Origin of the sequence: Capnocytophaga felis, assembly GCF_009684755.1 — a bacterium.
Taxonomy (GTDB): Bacteria; Bacteroidota; Bacteroidia; order Flavobacteriales; family Flavobacteriaceae; genus Capnocytophaga; species Capnocytophaga felis.
Window position 1 is genome coordinate 187,636 of record NZ_BLBC01000003.1, and the last position, 19,385, is coordinate 207,020.

Sequence of the window (19,385 nt, forward strand, 5' to 3'; positions counted from 1 at the left end):
TTTTGCGAAAGATAAAAAATTTTGAATAAATAAAGAATTAAAACAATAATTTTCTGAATTTTTATCCTTTCAACCGAATCATAAAAAAAGAAAAGCCCCAGAACAAATCGTTCAAGGGCTATCTAATTAACTATGAAAAAGTATTTATTCTTTAAATGTTCCTTTAAAATTGGTTTGATACTTTTGAAAATCTGCTTGTGATTTGATGTTTTTAAAATCATCTTTGGCAAATAATTTCAAGAACATTTCTATTTGAGTTGGTGAGAAATACCCCGTAAGTGGCTGAAGAAATTCACCTTTCTCATCAAAAAATAACATTGTTGGATACGCCTGAATTTGCAAATAATTTGCAAATGGGTGTGATGCATTTCTGCGTTCAGCTCTGGCAGGGTCATATCCTTTATTTTCAAACTTTTGACCTTTGTAATCTACCACTTCATTGCCTTCTCCATTGAATTTAACCGCATAAAAATTCTCATTGATGTAATTTGCTACATCCTTATTTTTAAAGGTTTTCTTTTCCAATTGTTGGCAAGGTCCGCACCAAACTGTGTAAACATCTACAAAAATTTTCTTAGGGTTCTTTTTCTGAGCTGCAATGGCTTCATTAAAAGTCATCCATTTTATTTCTTGAGCAGACAATAAATTTACATTTACCAAAACAAAAGCAGCAATTGCAATAATTTTCTTCATCATAATTCTAAAAATAGTTTAACAATTTAACATAGCATCTCATCATCAAAAATAATGCCACAAAATTAATTTAGTAAAATTATAAATCTATCCCATAAGCTTTAAGCTTGTTATAGAGCGTTTTACGAGTTACATTTAATAATTTTGCAGCCTCTGTTTTATTGTTTTGTGACTCTTTTAACGCACTTATGATTAGCTCTTTTTCGTTATCTTTAGTTGAAAAAGATATTTTTTCGGCGATAACATTATGTGTTTCTGAAACTATTTCTTCTGGCAAATCATCTTCCGTAATGTAATTCCCTTGAGCCAATAATGTAGCTCTTTTTATCACGTTGGAAAGCTCTCGCAAATTTCCGTTCCAAGGATACAAAAGCATTCTTTGTACTGCCTTTTCAGAAAATCCATAGATTTGTTTACGCAATTTTTGATTTGCAACTTCCAGAAAATGAGAAGCAAAAATCATCAAATCATCTTTGCGTTCCTGTAAAGAAGGTACTTTTATTGAGAACTCATTCAAACGATGATACAAATCTTCTCGGAATTGCCCTTTTTCAACAGCTGTGAGTAAATCTTCATTGGTTGCCGCCAAAACTCTTATATCTACCTCAATTTCTTTAGAACTTCCTATCGGTTTTATCCTTCTTTCTTGTAAAGCTCTCAGTAGTTGTATTTGATTCTCATAACTCAAATTTCCTACTTCATCCAGAAAAATCGTTCCTCCGTTAGCCTCTTCAAAATGTCCTTTTTTATCGCTAATTGCACCTGTAAATGAACCTTTTATATGTCCAAAAAATTCACTCGATGCAATTTCCTTAGGAATGGCTCCGCAATCCACTGCTATGAAAGGCTTGTTGGCTCTTTCACTTTTAAGATGAATTGATTTTGCAACTACTTCTTTTCCGGTACCACTTTCCCCTGTGATTAAAACAGACATATCGGTAGGAGCCACCAAGCTGATGAATTCATTCAATTTCTTCGATGCAAGGCTAACACCTTCCACAAAAGAAGAATCTTTTTCAGGTAATTTCAATTCTTTCTCCTCTCTTGCCCTTGGTACAGAAGGAGTTATTATTTTTGGAGATTTTGATTTGTCTGCATTTTTGATTACATTTAGCACGTCTTCTTGTTGAAAAGGCTTTGATATATAATCAAAAGCTCCTAATTTCATTGCTTCAACAGCTGTGGAAACTTCAGCATACCCCGTCATTACAATTACAGGAATTTCAGGATATGAGGCTTTGATTTCCTTAAGTAAAATAATGCCATCACCATCAGGAAGACGCAAATCCGTGAAAACCATTTTCGTAAAAGGACTTATTTTTTTCTTGGCTTCTTCCAAAGTACCACACTCTTCCACTCTGTATCCGTTTCGTTCCAAAAAACGAGTTAACATTTTTGCAAACGTAATATCATCCTCTACCAAAAGAATAGGATTCATACTCATCAATTTATTTTAATGTGAAAAATTTGCTATAAGTTTTTGATTGGAGGCAAATATACAACTTTCAAAACAAAAAGTATGTTAAAAACGAAAAAGACTTTTTCTCACGAAAAAGTCCTTTTTCACAATGCATATAAATACTACTACTAACTCCAAATTTATTAATACTCAATCATTTAACTATTCAATAATAAAGTAAGTTTTTTTCATAAAATTCTGTCTCAATGACATTTGAATAGTTTAATAAATGATTTTTCCTAAAGTAATTGTTTTTTGATAATTTTTGTGTTCAATGAACAATCTCATCTAAACAAATGTTTCTTATAGCAATTTGTAATTTAGTTTTATAATTTTTTGTTGTAACTTATTTTGTCATATCAAAGTTACGCTCTCATTATAGAAAATAGCGTGCCATTTTTGAATCAACACAACAAAAACAACACAAGAAACTGATAATCAAAACAAAACAAAATAATTAATTATCTCAAAAAAATTACACACTGTATAAAAAAGTGTGTAAAATAATCATTTAACGTATAAACTTTACACACTTTGGATACACAATTACTTTTTTCAAACTCAAATTTAATATACTTATACAAAAAGCATCTTACAAATAAATGGTCTGATATTACCATAATTCAACATTAATTCATAATTTTGCCGATGTTTTTATTCAAGCACAATTAACAGACAACTCATAATTTAATGAATAATAGTATTTTAATTTTAGATTTTGGTTCGCAATACACACAATTAATTGCACGAAGAGTCAGAGAACTTAATATCTTCTGTGAAATTCATCCTTTTAATCATTTGCCCGAGAACTTGGATGAATTTTCAGCTGTAATTCTCTCAGGTTCACCCTATTCGGTACGAGGAGAAGACGCACTTCATCCTAATTTATCACAAATTAAAGGAAAGAAACCTCTTTTAGCGGTTTGCTACGGTGCACAATATTTAGCACATTTTAACGGAGGAAATGTAACTCCCTCAAAAATACGCGAATACGGGCGTGCCAATTTATCTTTCATTGAAAAGAGTGAACCTCTTTTTGATGGAATTTCACAAGGAAGCCAAGTTTGGATGAGTCACAGTGATACGATTAAAGAACTTCCTACTGGCGGAATTTGTTTGGCAAGTACTGCTGATGTAAAAAATGCAGCTTATAGAATTGAAGGTGAAGATACTTATGCAATTCAGTTTCATCCTGAAGTTTCACATTCTATTGATGGAAAAAAACTTTTAGAGAATTTTTTAATTAAAATTGCAAAAGTAAAACCTACTTGGACTTCGGACAATTTTGTAGAAATGACTGTTCAATCTCTAAAAGAACAGGTTGGCAACGAAAAGGTTGTTTTGGGGCTTTCAGGTGGTGTGGATTCAACCGTGGCGGCTGTTTTACTAAATAAAGCAATTGGAAATCAGCTACATTGTATCTTTGTAAATAACGGTTTACTTCGCAAAAATGAATTTCAAAATGTTTTGAAACAATACGAAGGTATGGGCTTAAACGTAAAAGGAGTTGATGCTTCGGAACGTTTTTTAAATGCCTTAGCTGGAAAATCTGACCCAGAGGAAAAACGAAAAATAATCGGACGAGTATTCATTGAAGTATTTGATGATGAATCACATAAGATAGAGGATGCGAAATGGTTAGGACAAGGAACTATTTATCCTGATGTAATTGAATCACTATCGGTAAAAGGTCCTTCTGCAACTATCAAATCTCATCACAACGTAGGCGGACTTCCTGATTTTATGAAACTTAAGGTAGTTGAACCTTTGCGTATGCTTTTCAAAGATGAAGTTCGCCGAGTGGGAAAAGCTCTTGGCATAGATGATGAATTATTGGGCAGACATCCTTTCCCGGGACCAGGTTTGGCAATCCGTATTTTAGGAGATATCACAGCTGAAAAAGTAAATATTTTACAAGAAGTTGACGCCATATTCATTAACGGACTTAAAGAACACGGATTGTACGACAAAGTATGGCAAGCAGGAGCTATCTTACTCCCTATCAACAGTGTAGGAGTAATGGGAGATGAACGTACGTATGAAAAAGTAGTTGCTTTACGTGCCGTAGAAAGTGTTGATGGAATGACTGCCGATTGGGTTGATTTGCCATACAAATTCTTACAAAAAATCTCGAACGAAATTATAAATAAAGTAAAAGGCGTAAACCGTGTAGTTTACGATATCAGCTCAAAACCACCAGCCACAATTGAATGGGAATAAGTAAATTATAAACAAAAGTGAAGAAAAAGAAACAATGTTTTTATTCTTCACTTTTCTTTTTTCTTCAAGTAAATTTTAACTTCAAAAAACTTAAAAATATGCTATTTTTTTAAGTTCATATCTTTATTTCTAATTAATATAGTATATTTGTGGTTTGGATTACTTCATTTTCCAAATTAAAAATAACACGTAAAAAATTAATTATAAACTCTTTATGAAGAATTTATTTATATTAGGATTTATTTTTTCGTTCGCAATAGGATTTGCTCAGCAACAAACTCACAATGTAAAAGAAAACGAAAACATCGAAAGTATTGCAAAAACGTACCGCGTTTCGCCTTCTGATATCATTAAGAAAAATCCGGAACTGAAAAATGGCTTAAAAAAAGATATGGTCATTTACATTCCTTCCGGAAAGGTAAAATATTATAGCACTCAAAAACCTTTAGGATTCAAATCGCATAAAGTAGAAGCTAAAGAAACTTTTTTCGGTTTGTCACAAAAATATGGCATTTCGATTGACGACCTAAAACGCTATAACTTTGACCTTTACAATAGAGGTTTGTTGGAGGGAGAAACTATTTCTATTCCTGTTTTTGAAAAAGCTTCTGCAATGATTCAGAAAGGAATTCAAGGACAGAAAAAATATGTGGTTAAACCACAAGAAACTCTTTGGAGAATATCAAAGAATCACAATATAAGCCAAGGGGAACTTGAAAAAATGAATCCCGGAGTAACTGCTGAAAATCTGCGTGAAGGACAAGAAATTTGGGTTCCTGCCTCGGAAACACACACTCCTTCTCTACCGAAAAACACTAATAGTCAAGACCTTGTTCTTTATTCAGTTGAAAAAGCAGAAGGTTTTTACAGTTTGGAACGCAAATTCGGAATTTCTGAAGCTGAAATCATCAAACTCAATCCTGAGCTAAAAGACGGGTTGAAATCTGATTCTCAAATTTGGATTCCGAGAGAAAATTTTGAGCGATACAAACAAGGAGAAGCCCTCGTTGTAGAAAGCCAGTTATTTGAAGATTCTACTCAAAAAATGATTTCCATTGCATCTCCCGAAAATGTAAAAGAAATTTCATTCATATTGCCTTTCAGAATTTCTGATGTAGTTGGCGAAACCGATAAAATGGCTACTTTGAAAGGGCGTTTGAGCGATAACAGAGTAACTCCTATCGCCACAGATTTTTACTCGGGAGCGTTGATTGCCATTGATTCACTGCAAAAAAAGGGATATAAATTCCGTGTGAATGTGTTTGATAGTGAAAAAACAGAAAAAGAAATACAAAGAATGGCTTCAAATGAAAATATCCAAAAATCACAGGTGATTATCGGACCTTTTTCTGCCAGATCTTTCAATGTGATTTCGGCTTCAATTTCAAATCCGAATGTGGCTATTTTAGCTCCGCTTTCCAATAAGAACATAGAACTAAAACCAAATGTTTACCAAACCTTACCTACGGAAACTGTTCAACAGAATAAAATGATACAATTCATCTCGCAAAAATATGTCAATGCAAATATTTTGATTTTGGCGGATTCGAACAATGCTTCTGTTCGTGAAAAATTAGAGCAAAGTTTCCCTAATGCCAAAGTAGTTACTGAAATTACTGTAAGTTCCGTTCCGAATGCGTTGGATTATTCTCGTGAAAATATTGCCATCATTCAATCTAATGAAATTGGCTTCGTTTCCAATGCAGTACGAGTTCTGCACAATGTGATGCAAAGCAAAAAAGATAATATTTCTCCAAAAATTATCTTGATGACAACTGACAAAGGAAGCGTTTACGATTCCAGTAGCTTATCTAACAATCAGTTATCTGATTTGCAATTCACATTCCCTACGTTCAATAAATATTCAGATGGAAATGACAGTTTTTCAAAAAGATATTTAAAAACATACGGAATTTTACCCAACAAATACGCCGTTCGAGGCTTCGATATTACTATGGACACTATTTTAAGATTAGGGGTTACAGGTAATCTCAACGATTCAAACAATCAATTAGGAGAAACTTCTTTTCTTGAAAACAGATTTGCTTACCTAAGAAACCCTTATCGAGGTGGAGGATATGAAAATCAAGGAGTTTATATCGTTAAATACGAAAATATGGAAATTAAAGAAGTTAAATAAGTAATAAAACTTGTTTTTTCAAAAATAATATCTAAATTTGCACCCGATTTGGAGTAACCTCTGGCGAAAGACGTGATATGTTGCCCAATGTTAACTATATAATATTTTTATTTTTTTATGGAATCTTTATTAAAGTACGTACAGGATAACTTTGTAGCAAAAAAAGATTTTCCTGAATTTTCAGCAGGAGACACTATTACAGTGTATTATGAAATTAAAGAGGGAGACAAAAAACGTACACAGTTTTTTAAAGGAGTTGTAATTCAACGCAAAGGAAGCGGAGCAACTGAAACATTTACCATTCGTAAAATGTCAGGGACAGTTGGTGTTGAGCGTATTTTCCCTTTCAATATGCCTGCTCTTCAAAAAATTGAAGTTAACAAAAGAGGAAAAGTTAGACGTGCTAGAATTTACTATTTCAGAGGACTTACAGGTAAAAAAGCCCGTATTAAAGAAATTCGATAGTATAGTCAAAAATAAGACACAAAAGAGCAAGATAATCTTGCTCTTTTTTATTTAAACAATTTGTTGAATATTAAAATCGGAAATTAGTACGAAAGAGAGATTTCATACATCAATTCTTCAGTCAGAATTTCCAAAATCATTTTACTTCCACAATTTTTAAGATTTTTTACTTATATTTGCACATATTTTTACGGTTGAACATCTAATTTATGCGTTCTACCCTATAATTTTCAAAAAAATCTTCGCAAATTTTTGTACGCAATTCTGGACATAGAAACCACCGGAGGGAAATACAACGAGGAAGGCATTATGGAAATTGCCATTTATCGTTATGACGGTCACGAAGTGGTTGATCAATTCATCTCCTTAGTTAATCCTGAAAGAGAAATACAACCTTTTGTAACAAAACTAACAGGAATTAATAATAAAATGTTACGAAATGCACCAAAATTCTATGAAATTGCCAAAAGAATTGTTGAAATCACAGAAAATTGCATCATTGTAGCACATAATGCGAGTTTTGATTATCGTGTATTGCAAACCGAATTCCGCAGATTAGGATATGAATTCTCTCGAACTTCTTTATGCACGGTAGAACTTGCCCAACAGCTCATACCGGGAAAAGAATCTTACAGCTTAGGGAAATTAACTCGTTCATTGGGAATCCCTGTAAGTGAACAACATAGGGCTTCAGGAGATGCTTTGGCTACGGTAAAACTTTTTAGATATCTTCTTGAAAAAGACTCAAAAAAGAATATCATAACTACCTCATTACGAAATGATTCACAGCAGGAAATAACATCAAGACATATCCGAATTATAGATGAGTTACCTGAACGTATTGGGGTTTATTATATGCACAATAAGGAAGGAAAAATCATTTACATCGGTAGGCATAAAAACATAAAAAAGCGTGTAAATCAGTTGTTTACCTCCCCAACCAAAAGAAATCAGTTTTTGCAGAGGAATACTTATTCAGTTACATATGAAGAAACTGGCAATGAGCTAATTACAAAATTGAAAGAAATTGAGGAAGTTCGGCAAAATAATCCTAAATTCAATCGTGGAAACAAATATAAAACAGATAATATCAATTATATTCTGACAACACATTTCAACAAAGCGGGTTATCTCTGTTTTTCAATAAAATTAATCGATACAAATGAGAATTTCATCACTACTTTTGAAACGCAACATCAGGCTCAAAACTTTCTGTATCAAATAACTGAAGAATTTCAGTTATGCCCTAAATTTCAAAATCTTTCACAAGCACGAAAAAATTGCCATAACTACACTGTAGGAAAATGCCTCGGAGCTTGCTTGGAACTTGAGCCCGTTGAAAAATACAACGAAAGGGCTTCAAAAGTGTTAAAAAAGTACGGATTTGTAAATCAGAGTATTGCAATTATTGACAAAGGTAGGAATGCCGGTGAAAAAAGCGTTATTCTTGTAATTGACGGAAATATCAAAGGATACGGTTTTTTCAATCTAAATTATCAGCTTTCACAATTGGAAATCATTGAAAACTTGATAACTCCCCTACCCAACTCCCTGATGAACAGGCATATTCTACATTCTTACTTAAGAAACCATAACGTTTTGAAAATCATAAATCTTAAACAGCAAAAATCTTTCAACAATGAATAAAAATATTTTTATTGCACTTTTTGTTATTTCGGCAATTTTGAACGTCATTTTACTTGTAACTAAAGAAAAAAATACTATTAAATCACTTCAAAAAACAGAAAGTTATTCGGAAGAATCAATTTCAGCAAATGAGAAAGAAGTTCTGATTGATTCTATCCGCAAACTAACTATAGAAAGGAGTGAATTAAAGTATTTCAACCTCGAAGACAACAACTATGCTTTGAAGTATTTTACAAAAATGGGGATAAAAAATCCGACAAAATTGATAATTTCAACACTTTTAAAGACAAACACCAATAAAAAACGACATACTTTAATTCGTTTTGAATCCAAAAACGGTTCATTTCAAATCAATAAAATTAAAATCTTAAACAATAAGTGGATTATTTGTGACTTTTCCGATGGTGAAATTTGGGGAGAATTATTGTTAAAATATCACATTAATGACGATAAAAAAGTCGAATTTACTGTAATTGATGATTTAATTTATCCGGAAGTAAGTGAATAGTTTTTTCAAAATAGAATATTTTTCCATCTTCAATATATTTGTTTTTGAAAAAATCAATCAGATAAAACAAATGAAACATTCATTTTATCTGACTGATTGACAATTTTTTGTATATAAAATGTAAAGAAATAGATAAAAAAAACTAAAAATAATTTGCAAATATTAAAAATTGTTGTACATTTGCAACCGCATAAGTGAAATAACAAGTGTAATTGGAGAGATGGCAGAGCGGTCGAATGCGGCGGTCTTGAAAACCGTTGACTGTAACAGGTCCGGGGGTTCGAATCCCTCTCTCTCCGCAATAAACGCTGAAAATCAGCAAATTATAAAACAAACACCCAATTTTACACCCAAGAATGTAAAGTTGGGTGTTTTTATTTTATTTAAGACGAATCATATTCGCTCGGAAAATAATTTGATAAAAAACAGAACAAACGAAAAAAACAACCAATTCATTTTCCGTAAGATTTCGTATCTTTGCAGTAAATAATAAATCAGGGTCTGTCATGATAATATATAATGTTTAAAAATCGTAGTATGAAAAAAAGTAGAAGAAAACGCCTTGTAATTTTGTGTATAGCTTTAGTTTGTATCATAGTTTTAGTTTTTTTATTGTTCTCTAAATCAACTTCTAATAATAGTACAAATCCACCTTTGACAGATGTTTTGACTGATAGCATTTCTCGGATAGTATCAGCTTGTCCTGGTGAAATTGGAGTGGCAATTATTATTAATAACACAGATACAGTTAAAGTTAATGATAAGAGTGTATATCCTATGATGAGTGTATTTAAGGTTCATCAGGCATTAGCTCTTTGCAATGATTTTGATAACAAAGGGATTTCACTTGATACCTTAGTAAAGATAGATAGGAATAGACTTGATTCAAAGACTTGGAGTCCTATGATGAAAGATTATTCCGAGTTGGTTATATCATTAACCGTGAGAGATTTACTTCGTTATACTATTGCTCAAAGTGATAATAATGCAAGCAATCTGATGTTTAAAGATATGGTCAATGTTGCTCAAACTGACAGTTTTATAGCCACACTTATTCCTCGTTCAAGTTTTCAGATAGCTTATACAGAAGAGGAAATGTCGGCTGACCACGATAGGGCTTACTTTAATTATACATCTCCTCTTGGTGCCGCAATGTTGATGAACCGTTTGTTTACCGAAAGTATTGTCAGTGGTGAGAAGCAAAGTTTCATTAAGAATACATTAAAAGAATGTGTGACAGGTACAGATAGAATAGTCGCTCCGCTTCTTGATAAAGAAAGGGTTTCTATTGCACATAAGACGGGTTCTGGTTATGTCAATGAAAATGGTATTCTTGCAGCTCACAATGATGTTGCCTATATATGCCTGCCTAATAATGTCTGCTATACTTTAGCGATATTTGTTAAGGATTTCAAGGGTAATGAATCACAAGCATCACAATATGTTGCGCATATATCAGAGGTCGTATATTCTTTATTAATACAAAATTCGGCAATTCCTTAAGTTGCGTTTACTTTGAAGCTTCAATGGTAAACATTATATAATTTATACAATATAAAAGCACTTCGTAACTATCAGAGTGCTTTTATATTGTCTTTTTTTTCTATTATAACTTGAATCCTCTACTTTTTCTTGGTTCTTCCGTTGGTTGTCGCAAACCTTGCCGAAGTTTCTCCCATTGCTCTTTGAACCATTCGCTTATCGGTTGCCTGTTTATGGTCAGTACAAGTTTGCTATCATCGGTCGGATTCTTCTCCACCTTGAAGATGTTGTTTTTGATTTCAAACTTTCTTCTATGTTCCTCGGAATAAATCTTGCCATTACATTGGATAGCTTCTTTCCTTGTCAAAAGACAATCTATCATATCTTTGGTAAATCCAATGACAGCGCAGAGTTTTTCCATTCTCAACATTTCTCTAAGCATCGGAAACCACTTGAATGCCTTTTCAAGCAGAGTGTTCAATCGTGATATTTCCCTGTCTTTGGCTTCAAGTTCTTGGTTGTGTATGCTCTGAAGATTGCGTATCTGTTTGCCATGTCGCTCTTGCATTTCCTGCATTTGGATTTTGAGGGTGTCAATACCTTTGTCTCGTTTGGCAATCTCTTGGTGCAAATCTTCATTAGTTCGCTCCAGCTCTTTCATCTTTCCACTTCCGAAAAGAGAACCAACTCCGCTTGCTATGGCGGTGGCTGCATTGGTGGCTGTTTTCTTTAGCTTGTCAGTGCGTATTTCTGATTTCACCTGTTTCAGTTCCTGTTCAGCAAGACCTATCTGTTCTTCTTTGTGCCGTTTTGCAGCATCCATGCGTTGCAGTTCGGCTCTCTGCTTTTCAATGATGAAATCATTTCGTTCCAAATGTTCCTTTCCGGTCTCGGATTTAGATTGCCCACGTTGCATGGAGAGGATGTCAGATGCCAAAGTCTGCATTTCCATCATATCGTCATCATTGAGCTTTTGGCTCTTGCCCGTGTCGTGGTTCATCCAGTCGAATACGATATGGGCATGATAATTCGGCTTAAACCACTTTTCACCGACTTGGAAACTCTCCCTATCCCCGGTTTTGGGTTGTCCACTAAGCCAGTGTCCCTCGTCCTTATGCAGGAAGATTTGGAGCGGTGTAATACCCCAGCGTCTCTGGCACTCCTCACCAAACTTTCGTACATCTGCCAGTGTTGTATCTGGTCTGATGAGCAATACTCCCTCACGGATTGGAGAACATCCAGCCACTTTTATAATCTTTCCATTCTTTCCCTTGCGCTCACGCTCCTTTTCCTGCATCGCTCGTCCGGTCTTTTCCTTGACCATCCGTTTGATGCTGTCATAGTGCGCCTGCAGGTCAGGACTGCCGAAGCCCGGGTTTATCCACTGCTCGTTATTGGAAGTCAGTTCGGGTACAATGTAGATTCTGGACTCGCCGATATTGCGCATGTACTCGGCAGTTCTCCGGTTATGAGCCCCGCTTGATGTCACTCTGCAGGGTTTGATATGTATGCTTGATTTTGTTGCCATATTCTTAAAATTTGATTTGGATTGTTGATGAAATCTTCTGTTGTCCGCTCATAACCGCACAGGGTTCTTAGGGGTGCAACCCATAAGCGGAGATTGCAAAGAGAGGGGCACTCTTTGCTCGGGGTTCTTAGGGGAGAAACGCCCTGAGTGGGTCATTAGGGCAAAGCCCTAATCCCCTCGGGAGAGCCCACAACTACGAAAGCGAAGCGTGTAGTTATAGTGGGCTATAACCGAAAGCCGTTTTTCTTTTTCGGTGGTTGGCTGCGCACCCCTTTTGCAGATTGAACTTGCCTGTTTCTTTCAGTCTGTTTCTGTAAGTATTCGTTCAAGTCCTTGCATCCGCTGTATGTCTGCGAAGCGTCACGGATGTATAAGTCCCTGCCGTATTCCTTATAGATTTGCTGCATGGCTTCCATTCCTGCACGGTCATTGTCAAAGAAACAGTGGATGCGCTCATAGCTTCCCAACGGATAGATTGCTTTGGAAACATTGGCTACTGAGTTCAACACCATATAATCTTGCCTGTCCAGTTCGGGATATTTCGGGCAATTCTCCAATCTCAAAGTAAGAAATGAAAGATAGTCCATAAATCCCTCAAACACATAACATGTTTCCCTCGCTGTTCCCGGCTGTTTGATATGAGAAATCTCTTTCGGTGCGATGCATCCCTTGAAATACTGGTTGCGGATTTCATACCCACCCGACACATTGGGAAAGGCGATGGCGAAATACCGTTTGCCATTATGGGTGAAGTGCGCTTCACTGCATTCTCTTTTCGCCATTGCAATGTTTATTCCCCTTTCCTGCAAATAAGCAAGCAGGGCAGGAGAAGAAAGCGGTACAATCTCCAGTTGTTGAAAACTTGGCTCGGAAGATGATTGCTTGCCAAAAGAAAAAGACACGGGGCGAATACGGGGTGTCTGTTCTTCGATTTTTTGCAAGAGGTAAGGCACATGGTCGGAACAATAAAGTTCCTGTGCCAGTGCGATGATATTCCCACCTTTGCCGAGTGCAAAATCATACCATTGGTTACGTTCTGTATTTACCTTGAACGATGCTTCCGTTTCTTCCCTTAGTGGTGACTTATACCACAGGTTTATGCCCTGTTGTTTGACGGGTGAAAATCCTAAACTGTGCAGATAATCCGCTATTTTGATTTGTTTCGCTGTCTGTATATCCATAAGACGATAGGTTTAATGATAGTTGAATTGGTTTATTTTCTCTTTTCGCCCGTACCTCTTTATGAAGTACGGTCTGTATAATCACTTCACTTTATTTTCGTATATATAGAGTACGGTAATAAAGTGAAGCGGTTTTGCCACATTTCGCAACCACTTCGCTTTATCCCTAATATATAGACCCCCGGAATAAAGTGAAGCGATTGCAAGGTGTGGGCTAATAGTGGAAGTCGGGCATGAACGTGTACTTTCTGCCGTTCTCCTGCACTATCATTCGTTTGTTCCGAAGCATGGTGATGAGCGATACCGCCTTTTTGTGGTTCAACTTTACCCCCACAGACACATAAGTCTTAATTAAGGTGTCCTCCAGTTCCTTGTAGCCATATTCCTCTTTCAGCCCGAAAACTGCTTCCAATGCGATGCGGTGCTGCTGTTCGGTGATATGCCTGTAAGGGTCGAACTTTTCCTCTTCCGGTCTTCCCGGTTTCTTGGTTTCGGGCTTGTAACCCTCCAACAGTTCAGGTATGGCATTGTCATTGATGCGAAATGAAAAAGGCTCGAAGTCCATTGCCCGTATGTGCATGGCTGAAACATTGCTTATATCTCCATTGCTCTTGTCCTTTTCCACAAGAAGGACAGTTTCAGCCTTGTTGTTCAGTTCCGTACCGATATGCCCCCTTGCGTTCTCATCGCCCTTGTTTTGGTGGAGTATCGTGTGGATATGTATCTGCCTGTCGTCCGTCCACTGCATCAGCTTTGATATGATGCGTGTCGATTCACCGGGGCTGTTGATGTCATATACCATGTCACGGATGCCGTCTATGATTACAAGCCCTATGTCAGGCGTATTGTAAATAGCCTGCTCTACAATCCTGATACGCTGTTCGGGCGTGTATTTCCTCAAAGCAAGAAATTCCAGATGCTCATTGTCCCTGTCATCTGGAAGCCCAGCCATCCGTAAAATACGTTTCATGACTTTCAGACAATGATAAGGACTTTGTTCCGTGTCCACATACAGGATTTTCCGTTTCTCTTCGGGTAGTTCCGCCACATATCTTAGCACTGTACCATTCTTCAATGCTGCCGCCACGATAGCCGACACATTGAAAGTCTTTTTGCTTTTGGCTTTGCCGATTGATGCACTGAAATTACCCAGTGTACCAATGACCGAACCTTGCACTTTTAGAATCTCAGGTGCTTTCTCATAGATTTTCGACAGGCTCAGGCGTGAGGCTTGCCAAAGGATTACGGCTTCTTCCGCCGATATTTCTTTTATATCTTTCATATAATCCATAAGTACACCTCCCGTTATTTTCGTCCTCCGGTTTTCTTTCCAGCCAGTTCAAGGGCAAGTTCCGCATCCACGATAATCTTGCGCCCTATTTGCGTAATGGCTTTGTCTATCTTTCCGCTTTTCTTTATACGGTTGGCGGTAGGCAGACTGCACCCGAACAATTTGGCAATGCCAAGTATTCCGTACACATACTTTCTTTCTGTGTCCGTAACGGGCTGTGGCTGCGCTTCCGTTTGGTTGGAAGCGTACTTGCTTAGAAATATGAACTCTTCGCCTGTCATCTGCCAGACGGGTTTTAATAATAACTCTTGAAGATTTGTCATCGTCCAATCTATTTAGTCGTTAAACAATCAGCCCTGCGCACTGGCTGTTATTTCTGTTCTCGAACGATGCAAAATTAGGTATGGCTGTAAGTGGTAAGGATGTGGATAATACAAATGGGATACTGCGCTATCTCATTAAATATCAGACAATAAAAATACCACTCAAAAATTAATTTGAGTGGTAAAAGTGGTAATTTCGTAGAATGTCAGGTTATATCACGAATTATCCGAATATGCTTTCCATTTCCTTTGCGAATTTCTGGTTGCTGTCACTCGGAAAATCGGAAACAGGTTCTTTGTATTTCGACCTGTAATAGCTCTCGTCAATATCCAACAATTTTAATATTTGGCTTCTCCATTCATCCCTGTATTGCTTGGATAGTTTCTCGCTCATCAGGAATATCAGGTAACACACCCGTATCTTTTCCCTTGCCTTGATTTTTAGTTTATTCTTGCAGGGGTACAGGTTTATATTGGCATAGAAATCCGCTATGGTAATGGCTTCGAACTGTTCCCCGACACAGGTTTCATGAATGGGCGAAAGCTGCTTCATGTCAAAATATTCATGTTGTCCCTCCGGGCTATTCTGTACTTCTTCTTGTTCGTTTTGCTTGACTGGTTCATCCTGCTGTTTTTCTTCCCTATCATTAGGAAGGTACTTTTTTAGGACTTCCATAAAAAGAAGACTTAGGCGGTAAACATTGCCGGAAAGGTTTTCTATATATTGAAAAGCCTCTTTCCTGTCTTGCTTTTGCAGTTCATAAAGTTTATCCAATTCTTTCTTTTCCTTGTCGTATTCAGCCTTGCAGCGTTCATATTCCTTTTCTGCCTGTATTTCTTCTTCGTCCGTATGCTCCCGAAAACCAATGAAATCATATCTGTGGTATGCGTCATTCAAAGGCTCGTGCAACTTGGTGGTAATCTCCAACTGGTCTTTAATTGCAGAATTATGCCTGTCTGCGTAGTGAAAACACACACGCTTTATGACGTCATCATTCAGCGGTTTTGTTTCATAAGCCCGTATATTTTTTTCTATTTCGATTTTCAGACTATTGAGAATCAATGTGTATTGTTCTTTCTGCTTGTCAAGTACCAGTTCAAGGATAGCGGCTTCAAAAGCCTTTGTATCATTGTGCTGCCTGTAAAAGTCGGTGATGAATTTCTGCTTGTCAAAAGAAAAAGCATAATTGGTTACCCAATCATTATATATTCTATTGAGTTCTCCATATTGGGGAATCAGTTTGTTTATTTCTCCTGCCATAGACTTCAATTTTGGGGATTATTGTCCTTGTCAAGGAAAGATGCCAGTTCTTCTTCCACCTCTTCCACACTTGGCAAAGCTGATTTCAAGTTTTCGGGTATAGCCTTGCTCAGTTGATAATCGCTGATGCCTATCGGTTGGTCGTAGCCTGTCAATGCGTATTGTGCTACCACCTCATCTTTTCCTTTGCACAGCAACAGCCCGATAGTCTTGTTGTCATTTTTTCCCCTCAGTTTGTCATCCACCACATTGATGTAGAAATTCAGTTGCCCTGCATACTCCGGTTTGAATGGAGTAGCTTTCAGTTCTACAACAATGTATGCGTGTAGCGGAATAGAATATAGAATCAAGTCGGCAAAGAAATCACTGTTACCTATTTGAAAATGCTTCTGCCGGGCGACAAAGGCAAAACCATTGCCCATTTCCAACAAATAACGGGTAACGTGCTTTACCAGCTGCTCTTCTATGTCCCTTTCGTCTGCCTTTTCTTTCGCTCCAGCCAAATCGAAGATGTACGGGTCTTTCAATAGGTAATTGGCAAGGTCGCTTTGTGGTGCTGGAAGTGTGGCTGTGAAATTGTTTACCTTGTTGTTGTTGATTTGTCTGTTATATAGGTTGTTTTCAATTTGCATTTTCAGCACATTGCTACTCCAGCCCATTTCTACAGCCTGTTTCATATACCAATATCCTATGCCTAACGGTAACGAACCGTTAAGTATGACCATTTGGCTTGCCCAGTTTATTTTGGCAACAGGGGATTTCAGGAAAACTTTTTCTATTTCCCTAATCTCCATCCTGTAAATGGCAGAAACTGTTTTCTCCACATCCTGAATTTGCGCAGGAACTTCCTGCGTAATTTCTAAAGATTGACAATCAGCGGATTGTATTTGCGCAGTAAGTTCCTGCGTAAATTGTCCGTTGTTCAGTTTCAATACTTCATCTGTAACATTCTGTATGCTTGGAACAGACAGCCTTGTGTCTGTATCAATGAAACTTCGTAGCACGTTCAACGGATATGACCGTGCAAATTGGCACATATAAGTAAGGTTACGCTCCGAATAACCTTTCTTTTCGGGGTAATTGAACCGGATAGCCTTTGCCAGTTGCTTGATGATTTTGCTTCCCCAGCCTTGCAAGTTCTGATGATACAGGATATAGTTGCCCATTTTCCAGTAATGGAACAGCATTTGCGCATTGGCTGCGGCAATCAGCCGGACTTGCGCCTGTTCTATTTCCGAACCGACGGCATGAACAAATGCGTCAAAGTCCGTTCTTCCTATATGATATTCTCTGTTATTTTCCATTCTAATGTTTATTGTTGTCGCAAATATAATTCAAATAGCTGATAATCTATGAAACTGATTGATACTTTTATAGTTGGTTAAACTTGTTCATGGCATTTGCCTTAATATCATCCGCTATGTCAATATAGGGTTTCATGGCTTTATAGTCACTGTGCCCCGTCCATTTCATCACGACTTGTGCCGGAATACCGAGAGCCAGCGCATTACAGATGAATGTTCTTCTTCCTGCATGGGTGGTTAATAATGCGTATTTCGGGGTGACTTCATCTATACGTTCATTTCCTTTATAATATGTTTCCCGTACAGGCTCGTTGATTTCAGCCAGTTCCCCCAGTTCTTTCAGATAATCATTCATCTTCTGATTGCTGATAACAGGCAGTGCCATGTGGTTTTCAAAATGGACTTCCTTGTATTTTTCGAGTATGGTTTTACTGTGGTCGTTCAGTTCAATTATCAGGCTGTCTGCCGTTTTGACTGTGGTAACTTCGATGTGGTCGGGTTTCACATCGCTTCTTTTCAGATTACGAACATCTGAATATCGCAGGCTTGTGAAGCAACAGAACAGAAAAACATCCCTGACACGTTCCAGATATTGTTTGTCTTTCGGTATCCGATAATCTTTCAGCCTGTTCAATTCGTCCCAAGTCAGGAATATCACCTTTTTAGAGGTGGTTTTCAATTTGGGCTTGAAAGTGTCGTATGCAATATTCTGATGATGCCCTTTCTTGAAGCTCCAGCGCAGAAACCATTTGAGGAATCCCATCTGTTTGCCGATGGTGCTGTTCCTCATATCCTTTTTGTCACGCAGGAAATTTACATACTCGTTCAAGCCGAACTCGTTGAAGTATTCAAAGGTTACATCTTCCTTGAACTCTTTGAGGTGGTTTTTCACTGCTGAGAATTTCTCGTAGGTGGATGCCGTCCAGTTATTCTGATTGCCACACTCCTTTACAAACTCATCGAATACTTCCCAAAAACTTATTTGTGTTTCTTCCTGCTGCTCTTCGCTGGTGTCTTTCATCCGCAGGTTGAACGCATCCTTTAGCTGTTGGGTGGTCGGTATGGTTTCCTGTACCTCAAACTCCTTGAACACGTTTTGAATCTCGGCATAATATTTCAGCAAGTCCGCATTGATTTCGGATGCGCTTTGTTTTAGTTTGTTGGTGCATCCGTTCTTTACCCGTTGTTTGTCGGCATCCCATTTGGCTACGTCAATCCGGTAGCCTGTTGTAAACTCGATGCGTTGGCTTGCGTATATGACACGCATACGGATGGGTACGTTCTCTACGATTGGCACACCGTTCTTTTTCCGGCTTTCCAATGCAAAAATGATGTTACGTTTGATATTCATAATTGGGTGCGTTTGAAATTCTACACCCAAATATACACCCAATATTTGGAATAGCAAAAGATATTCAGAAAGATTTAGATTTACTCTGCGCTTTAGATAGTATATGATTATCAGTGATTTGCAATTTTATGATATTTCTTGAAAGCATAGGTTCGAGAGCCTCTCTCTCCGCAATATAGATTGATAATCAATCTATTAATAACATAAAGGAACTAAAACAGGGACTAACTATAGTTCCTGTTTTTTTATTAACAAGTTCGTGATTTAAAATTAACATCACAAAAATATAAAAATAAGTATATTTGAATGTGCCTGTTTTCACCCCAAAGTGTAAAATAACATAAGGTATCACTAACCACCTACGTAAAATAACACAAGGTATCCCCGACCACCTGCGTAAAATAATACAAGGTATAATTTTATAAATATATAATTTTCAATATATTAAATTTTTTTTAGTAAATTAATGCAATTTTTATTATTAAACCTGTCTAAACTTTTTAAGAGGAAGAGGAAAAGTAAAAGTTCCAAG

At 36.8% G+C, this 19,385-nt stretch carries 15 protein-coding genes and 1 tRNA gene; 7 read left to right on the forward strand and 9 right to left on the reverse strand.

Annotated features, from left to right (window positions below; translation table 11 throughout):
• Nucleotides 1-144 precede the first annotated feature (144 nt).
• On the reverse strand, nt 145-696 hold the full coding sequence (locus GN105_RS00855; RefSeq protein ID WP_155283574.1) for a thioredoxin family protein: 552 nt from the start codon (nt 694-696) through the stop codon (nt 145-147).
• Nucleotides 697-772: 76 nt separating this feature from the next.
• Nucleotides 773-2,131, reverse strand: a complete 1,359-nt coding sequence (locus GN105_RS00860) for a sigma-54-dependent transcriptional regulator (protein ID WP_155283575.1) — start codon at nt 2,129-2,131, stop codon at nt 773-775.
• 711 nt (nt 2,132-2,842) lie between these two features.
• On the opposite strand from GN105_RS00860, the gene guaA reads away from it, so the two are divergent.
• From guaA to GN105_RS00895, 7 genes are all read left to right on the forward strand, one after another.
• Nucleotides 2,843-4,372, forward strand: coding sequence for a glutamine-hydrolyzing GMP synthase (gene guaA, locus GN105_RS00865; protein ID WP_155283576.1), 1,530 nt, complete (start codon nt 2,843-2,845; stop codon nt 4,370-4,372).
• A gap of 214 nt (nt 4,373-4,586) precedes the next feature.
• Nucleotides 4,587-6,512, forward strand: a complete 1,926-nt coding sequence (locus tag GN105_RS00870; RefSeq protein WP_155283577.1) for a LysM peptidoglycan-binding domain-containing protein — start codon at nt 4,587-4,589, stop codon at nt 6,510-6,512.
• 117 nt (nt 6,513-6,629) lie between these two features.
• Nucleotides 6,630-6,977 (forward strand): 50S ribosomal protein L19, encoded by a 348-nt coding sequence (gene rplS / locus GN105_RS00875; protein ID WP_155283578.1) that lies wholly within the window; start codon nt 6,630-6,632, stop codon nt 6,975-6,977.
• 252 nt (nt 6,978-7,229) lie between these two features.
• On the forward strand, nt 7,230-8,624 hold the full coding sequence (locus GN105_RS00880) for an exonuclease domain-containing protein (RefSeq protein ID WP_155283579.1): 1,395 nt from the start codon (nt 7,230-7,232) through the stop codon (nt 8,622-8,624).
• Complete coding sequence (locus GN105_RS00885) at nt 8,617-9,132, forward strand: hydrolase (RefSeq protein ID WP_155283580.1); 516 nt, start codon at nt 8,617-8,619, stop codon at nt 9,130-9,132. The genes GN105_RS00880 and GN105_RS00885 overlap by 8 nt, the downstream gene beginning before the upstream one ends.
• A 214-nt stretch (nt 9,133-9,346) precedes the next feature.
• Nucleotides 9,347-9,431: transfer RNA gene (locus GN105_RS00890), tRNA-Ser, on the forward strand.
• A gap of 238 nt (nt 9,432-9,669) precedes the next feature.
• Nucleotides 9,670-10,635: a CfxA family broad-spectrum class A beta-lactamase gene (locus tag GN105_RS00895; RefSeq protein WP_004319679.1), complete on the forward strand. Its 966-nt coding sequence runs from the start codon at nt 9,670-9,672 to the stop codon at nt 10,633-10,635.
• A gap of 103 nt (nt 10,636-10,738) precedes the next feature.
• On the opposite strand, the gene GN105_RS13135 is transcribed toward GN105_RS00895, so the two are convergent.
• From GN105_RS13135 to GN105_RS00930, 7 genes are all read right to left on the reverse strand, one after another.
• A complete protein-coding gene (locus tag GN105_RS13135) occupies nt 10,739-11,614 on the reverse strand; it encodes a hypothetical protein (protein WP_444542098.1) in 876 nt (291 codons plus the stop codon).
• Nucleotides 11,615-12,366: 752 nt separating this feature from the next.
• Nucleotides 12,367-13,323 carry a DUF8464 domain-containing protein gene (locus GN105_RS00905; protein WP_004319668.1) on the reverse strand — a complete coding sequence of 319 codons (957 nt, stop codon included), beginning with the start codon at nt 13,321-13,323 and terminating at the stop codon, nt 12,367-12,369.
• A 214-nt stretch (nt 13,324-13,537) separates the two neighbouring features.
• The gene (locus GN105_RS00910) at nt 13,538-14,605 is read right to left on the reverse strand and encodes an AAA family ATPase (RefSeq protein ID WP_444542099.1); all 1,068 of its coding nucleotides are present in this window, start codon (nt 14,603-14,605) and stop codon (nt 13,538-13,540) included.
• A 23-nt stretch (nt 14,606-14,628) separates the two neighbouring features.
• Nucleotides 14,629-14,937, reverse strand: a complete 309-nt coding sequence (locus tag GN105_RS00915) for a DUF3853 family protein (RefSeq protein WP_004292949.1) — start codon at nt 14,935-14,937, stop codon at nt 14,629-14,631.
• Nucleotides 14,938-15,160: 223 nt separating this feature from the next.
• Entirely contained in the window at nt 15,161-16,198 is a 1,038-nt protein-coding gene (locus GN105_RS00920; RefSeq protein WP_004292950.1) for a hypothetical protein, read from the reverse strand.
• A 5-nt stretch (nt 16,199-16,203) separates the two neighbouring features.
• Nucleotides 16,204-17,502, reverse strand: a complete 1,299-nt coding sequence (locus GN105_RS00925; protein WP_004292951.1) for a PDDEXK nuclease domain-containing protein — start codon at nt 17,500-17,502, stop codon at nt 16,204-16,206.
• Nucleotides 17,503-17,569: 67 nt separating this feature from the next.
• Nucleotides 17,570-18,853, reverse strand: a complete 1,284-nt coding sequence (locus GN105_RS00930) for a site-specific integrase (protein WP_004292952.1) — start codon at nt 18,851-18,853, stop codon at nt 17,570-17,572.
• Nucleotides 18,854-19,385: the final 532 nt, after the last annotated feature.

What these genes read in the sequence shown, in the direction of transcription:
- GN105_RS00920 (WP_004292950.1), bottom strand. Translation starts at nt 16,198, where the DNA reads ATGGCAGGAGAAATAAACAAACTGATTCCCCAATATGGAGAACTCAAT.
- GN105_RS00925 (WP_004292951.1), bottom strand. Translation starts at nt 17,502, where the DNA reads ATGGAAAATAACAGAGAATATCATATAGGAAGAACGGACTTTGACGCA.
- GN105_RS00930 (WP_004292952.1), bottom strand. Translation starts at nt 18,853, where the DNA reads ATGAATATCAAACGTAACATCATTTTTGCATTGGAAAGCCGGAAAAAG.
- GN105_RS00905 (WP_004319668.1), bottom strand. Translation starts at nt 13,323, where the DNA reads ATGGATATACAGACAGCGAAACAAATCAAAATAGCGGATTATCTGCAC.
- GN105_RS00895 (WP_004319679.1), top strand. Translation starts at nt 9,670, where the DNA reads ATGAAAAAAAGTAGAAGAAAACGCCTTGTAATTTTGTGTATAGCTTTA.
- guaA (WP_155283576.1), top strand. Translation starts at nt 2,843, where the DNA reads ATGAATAATAGTATTTTAATTTTAGATTTTGGTTCGCAATACACACAA.
- GN105_RS13135 (WP_444542098.1), bottom strand. Translation starts at nt 11,614, where the DNA reads ATGAACCACGACACGGGCAAGAGCCAAAAGCTCAATGATGACGATATG.
- GN105_RS00855 (WP_155283574.1), bottom strand. Translation starts at nt 696, where the DNA reads ATGATGAAGAAAATTATTGCAATTGCTGCTTTTGTTTTGGTAAATGTA.
- GN105_RS00870 (WP_155283577.1), top strand. Translation starts at nt 4,587, where the DNA reads ATGAAGAATTTATTTATATTAGGATTTATTTTTTCGTTCGCAATAGGA.
- GN105_RS00885 (WP_155283580.1), top strand. Translation starts at nt 8,617, where the DNA reads ATGAATAAAAATATTTTTATTGCACTTTTTGTTATTTCGGCAATTTTG.
- rplS (WP_155283578.1), top strand. Translation starts at nt 6,630, where the DNA reads ATGGAATCTTTATTAAAGTACGTACAGGATAACTTTGTAGCAAAAAAA.
- GN105_RS00860 (WP_155283575.1), bottom strand. Translation starts at nt 2,131, where the DNA reads ATGAATCCTATTCTTTTGGTAGAGGATGATATTACGTTTGCAAAAATG.
- GN105_RS00910 (WP_444542099.1), bottom strand. Translation starts at nt 14,605, where the DNA reads ATGAAAGATATAAAAGAAATATCGGCGGAAGAAGCCGTAATCCTTTGG.
- GN105_RS00915 (WP_004292949.1), bottom strand. Translation starts at nt 14,937, where the DNA reads ATGACAAATCTTCAAGAGTTATTATTAAAACCCGTCTGGCAGATGACA.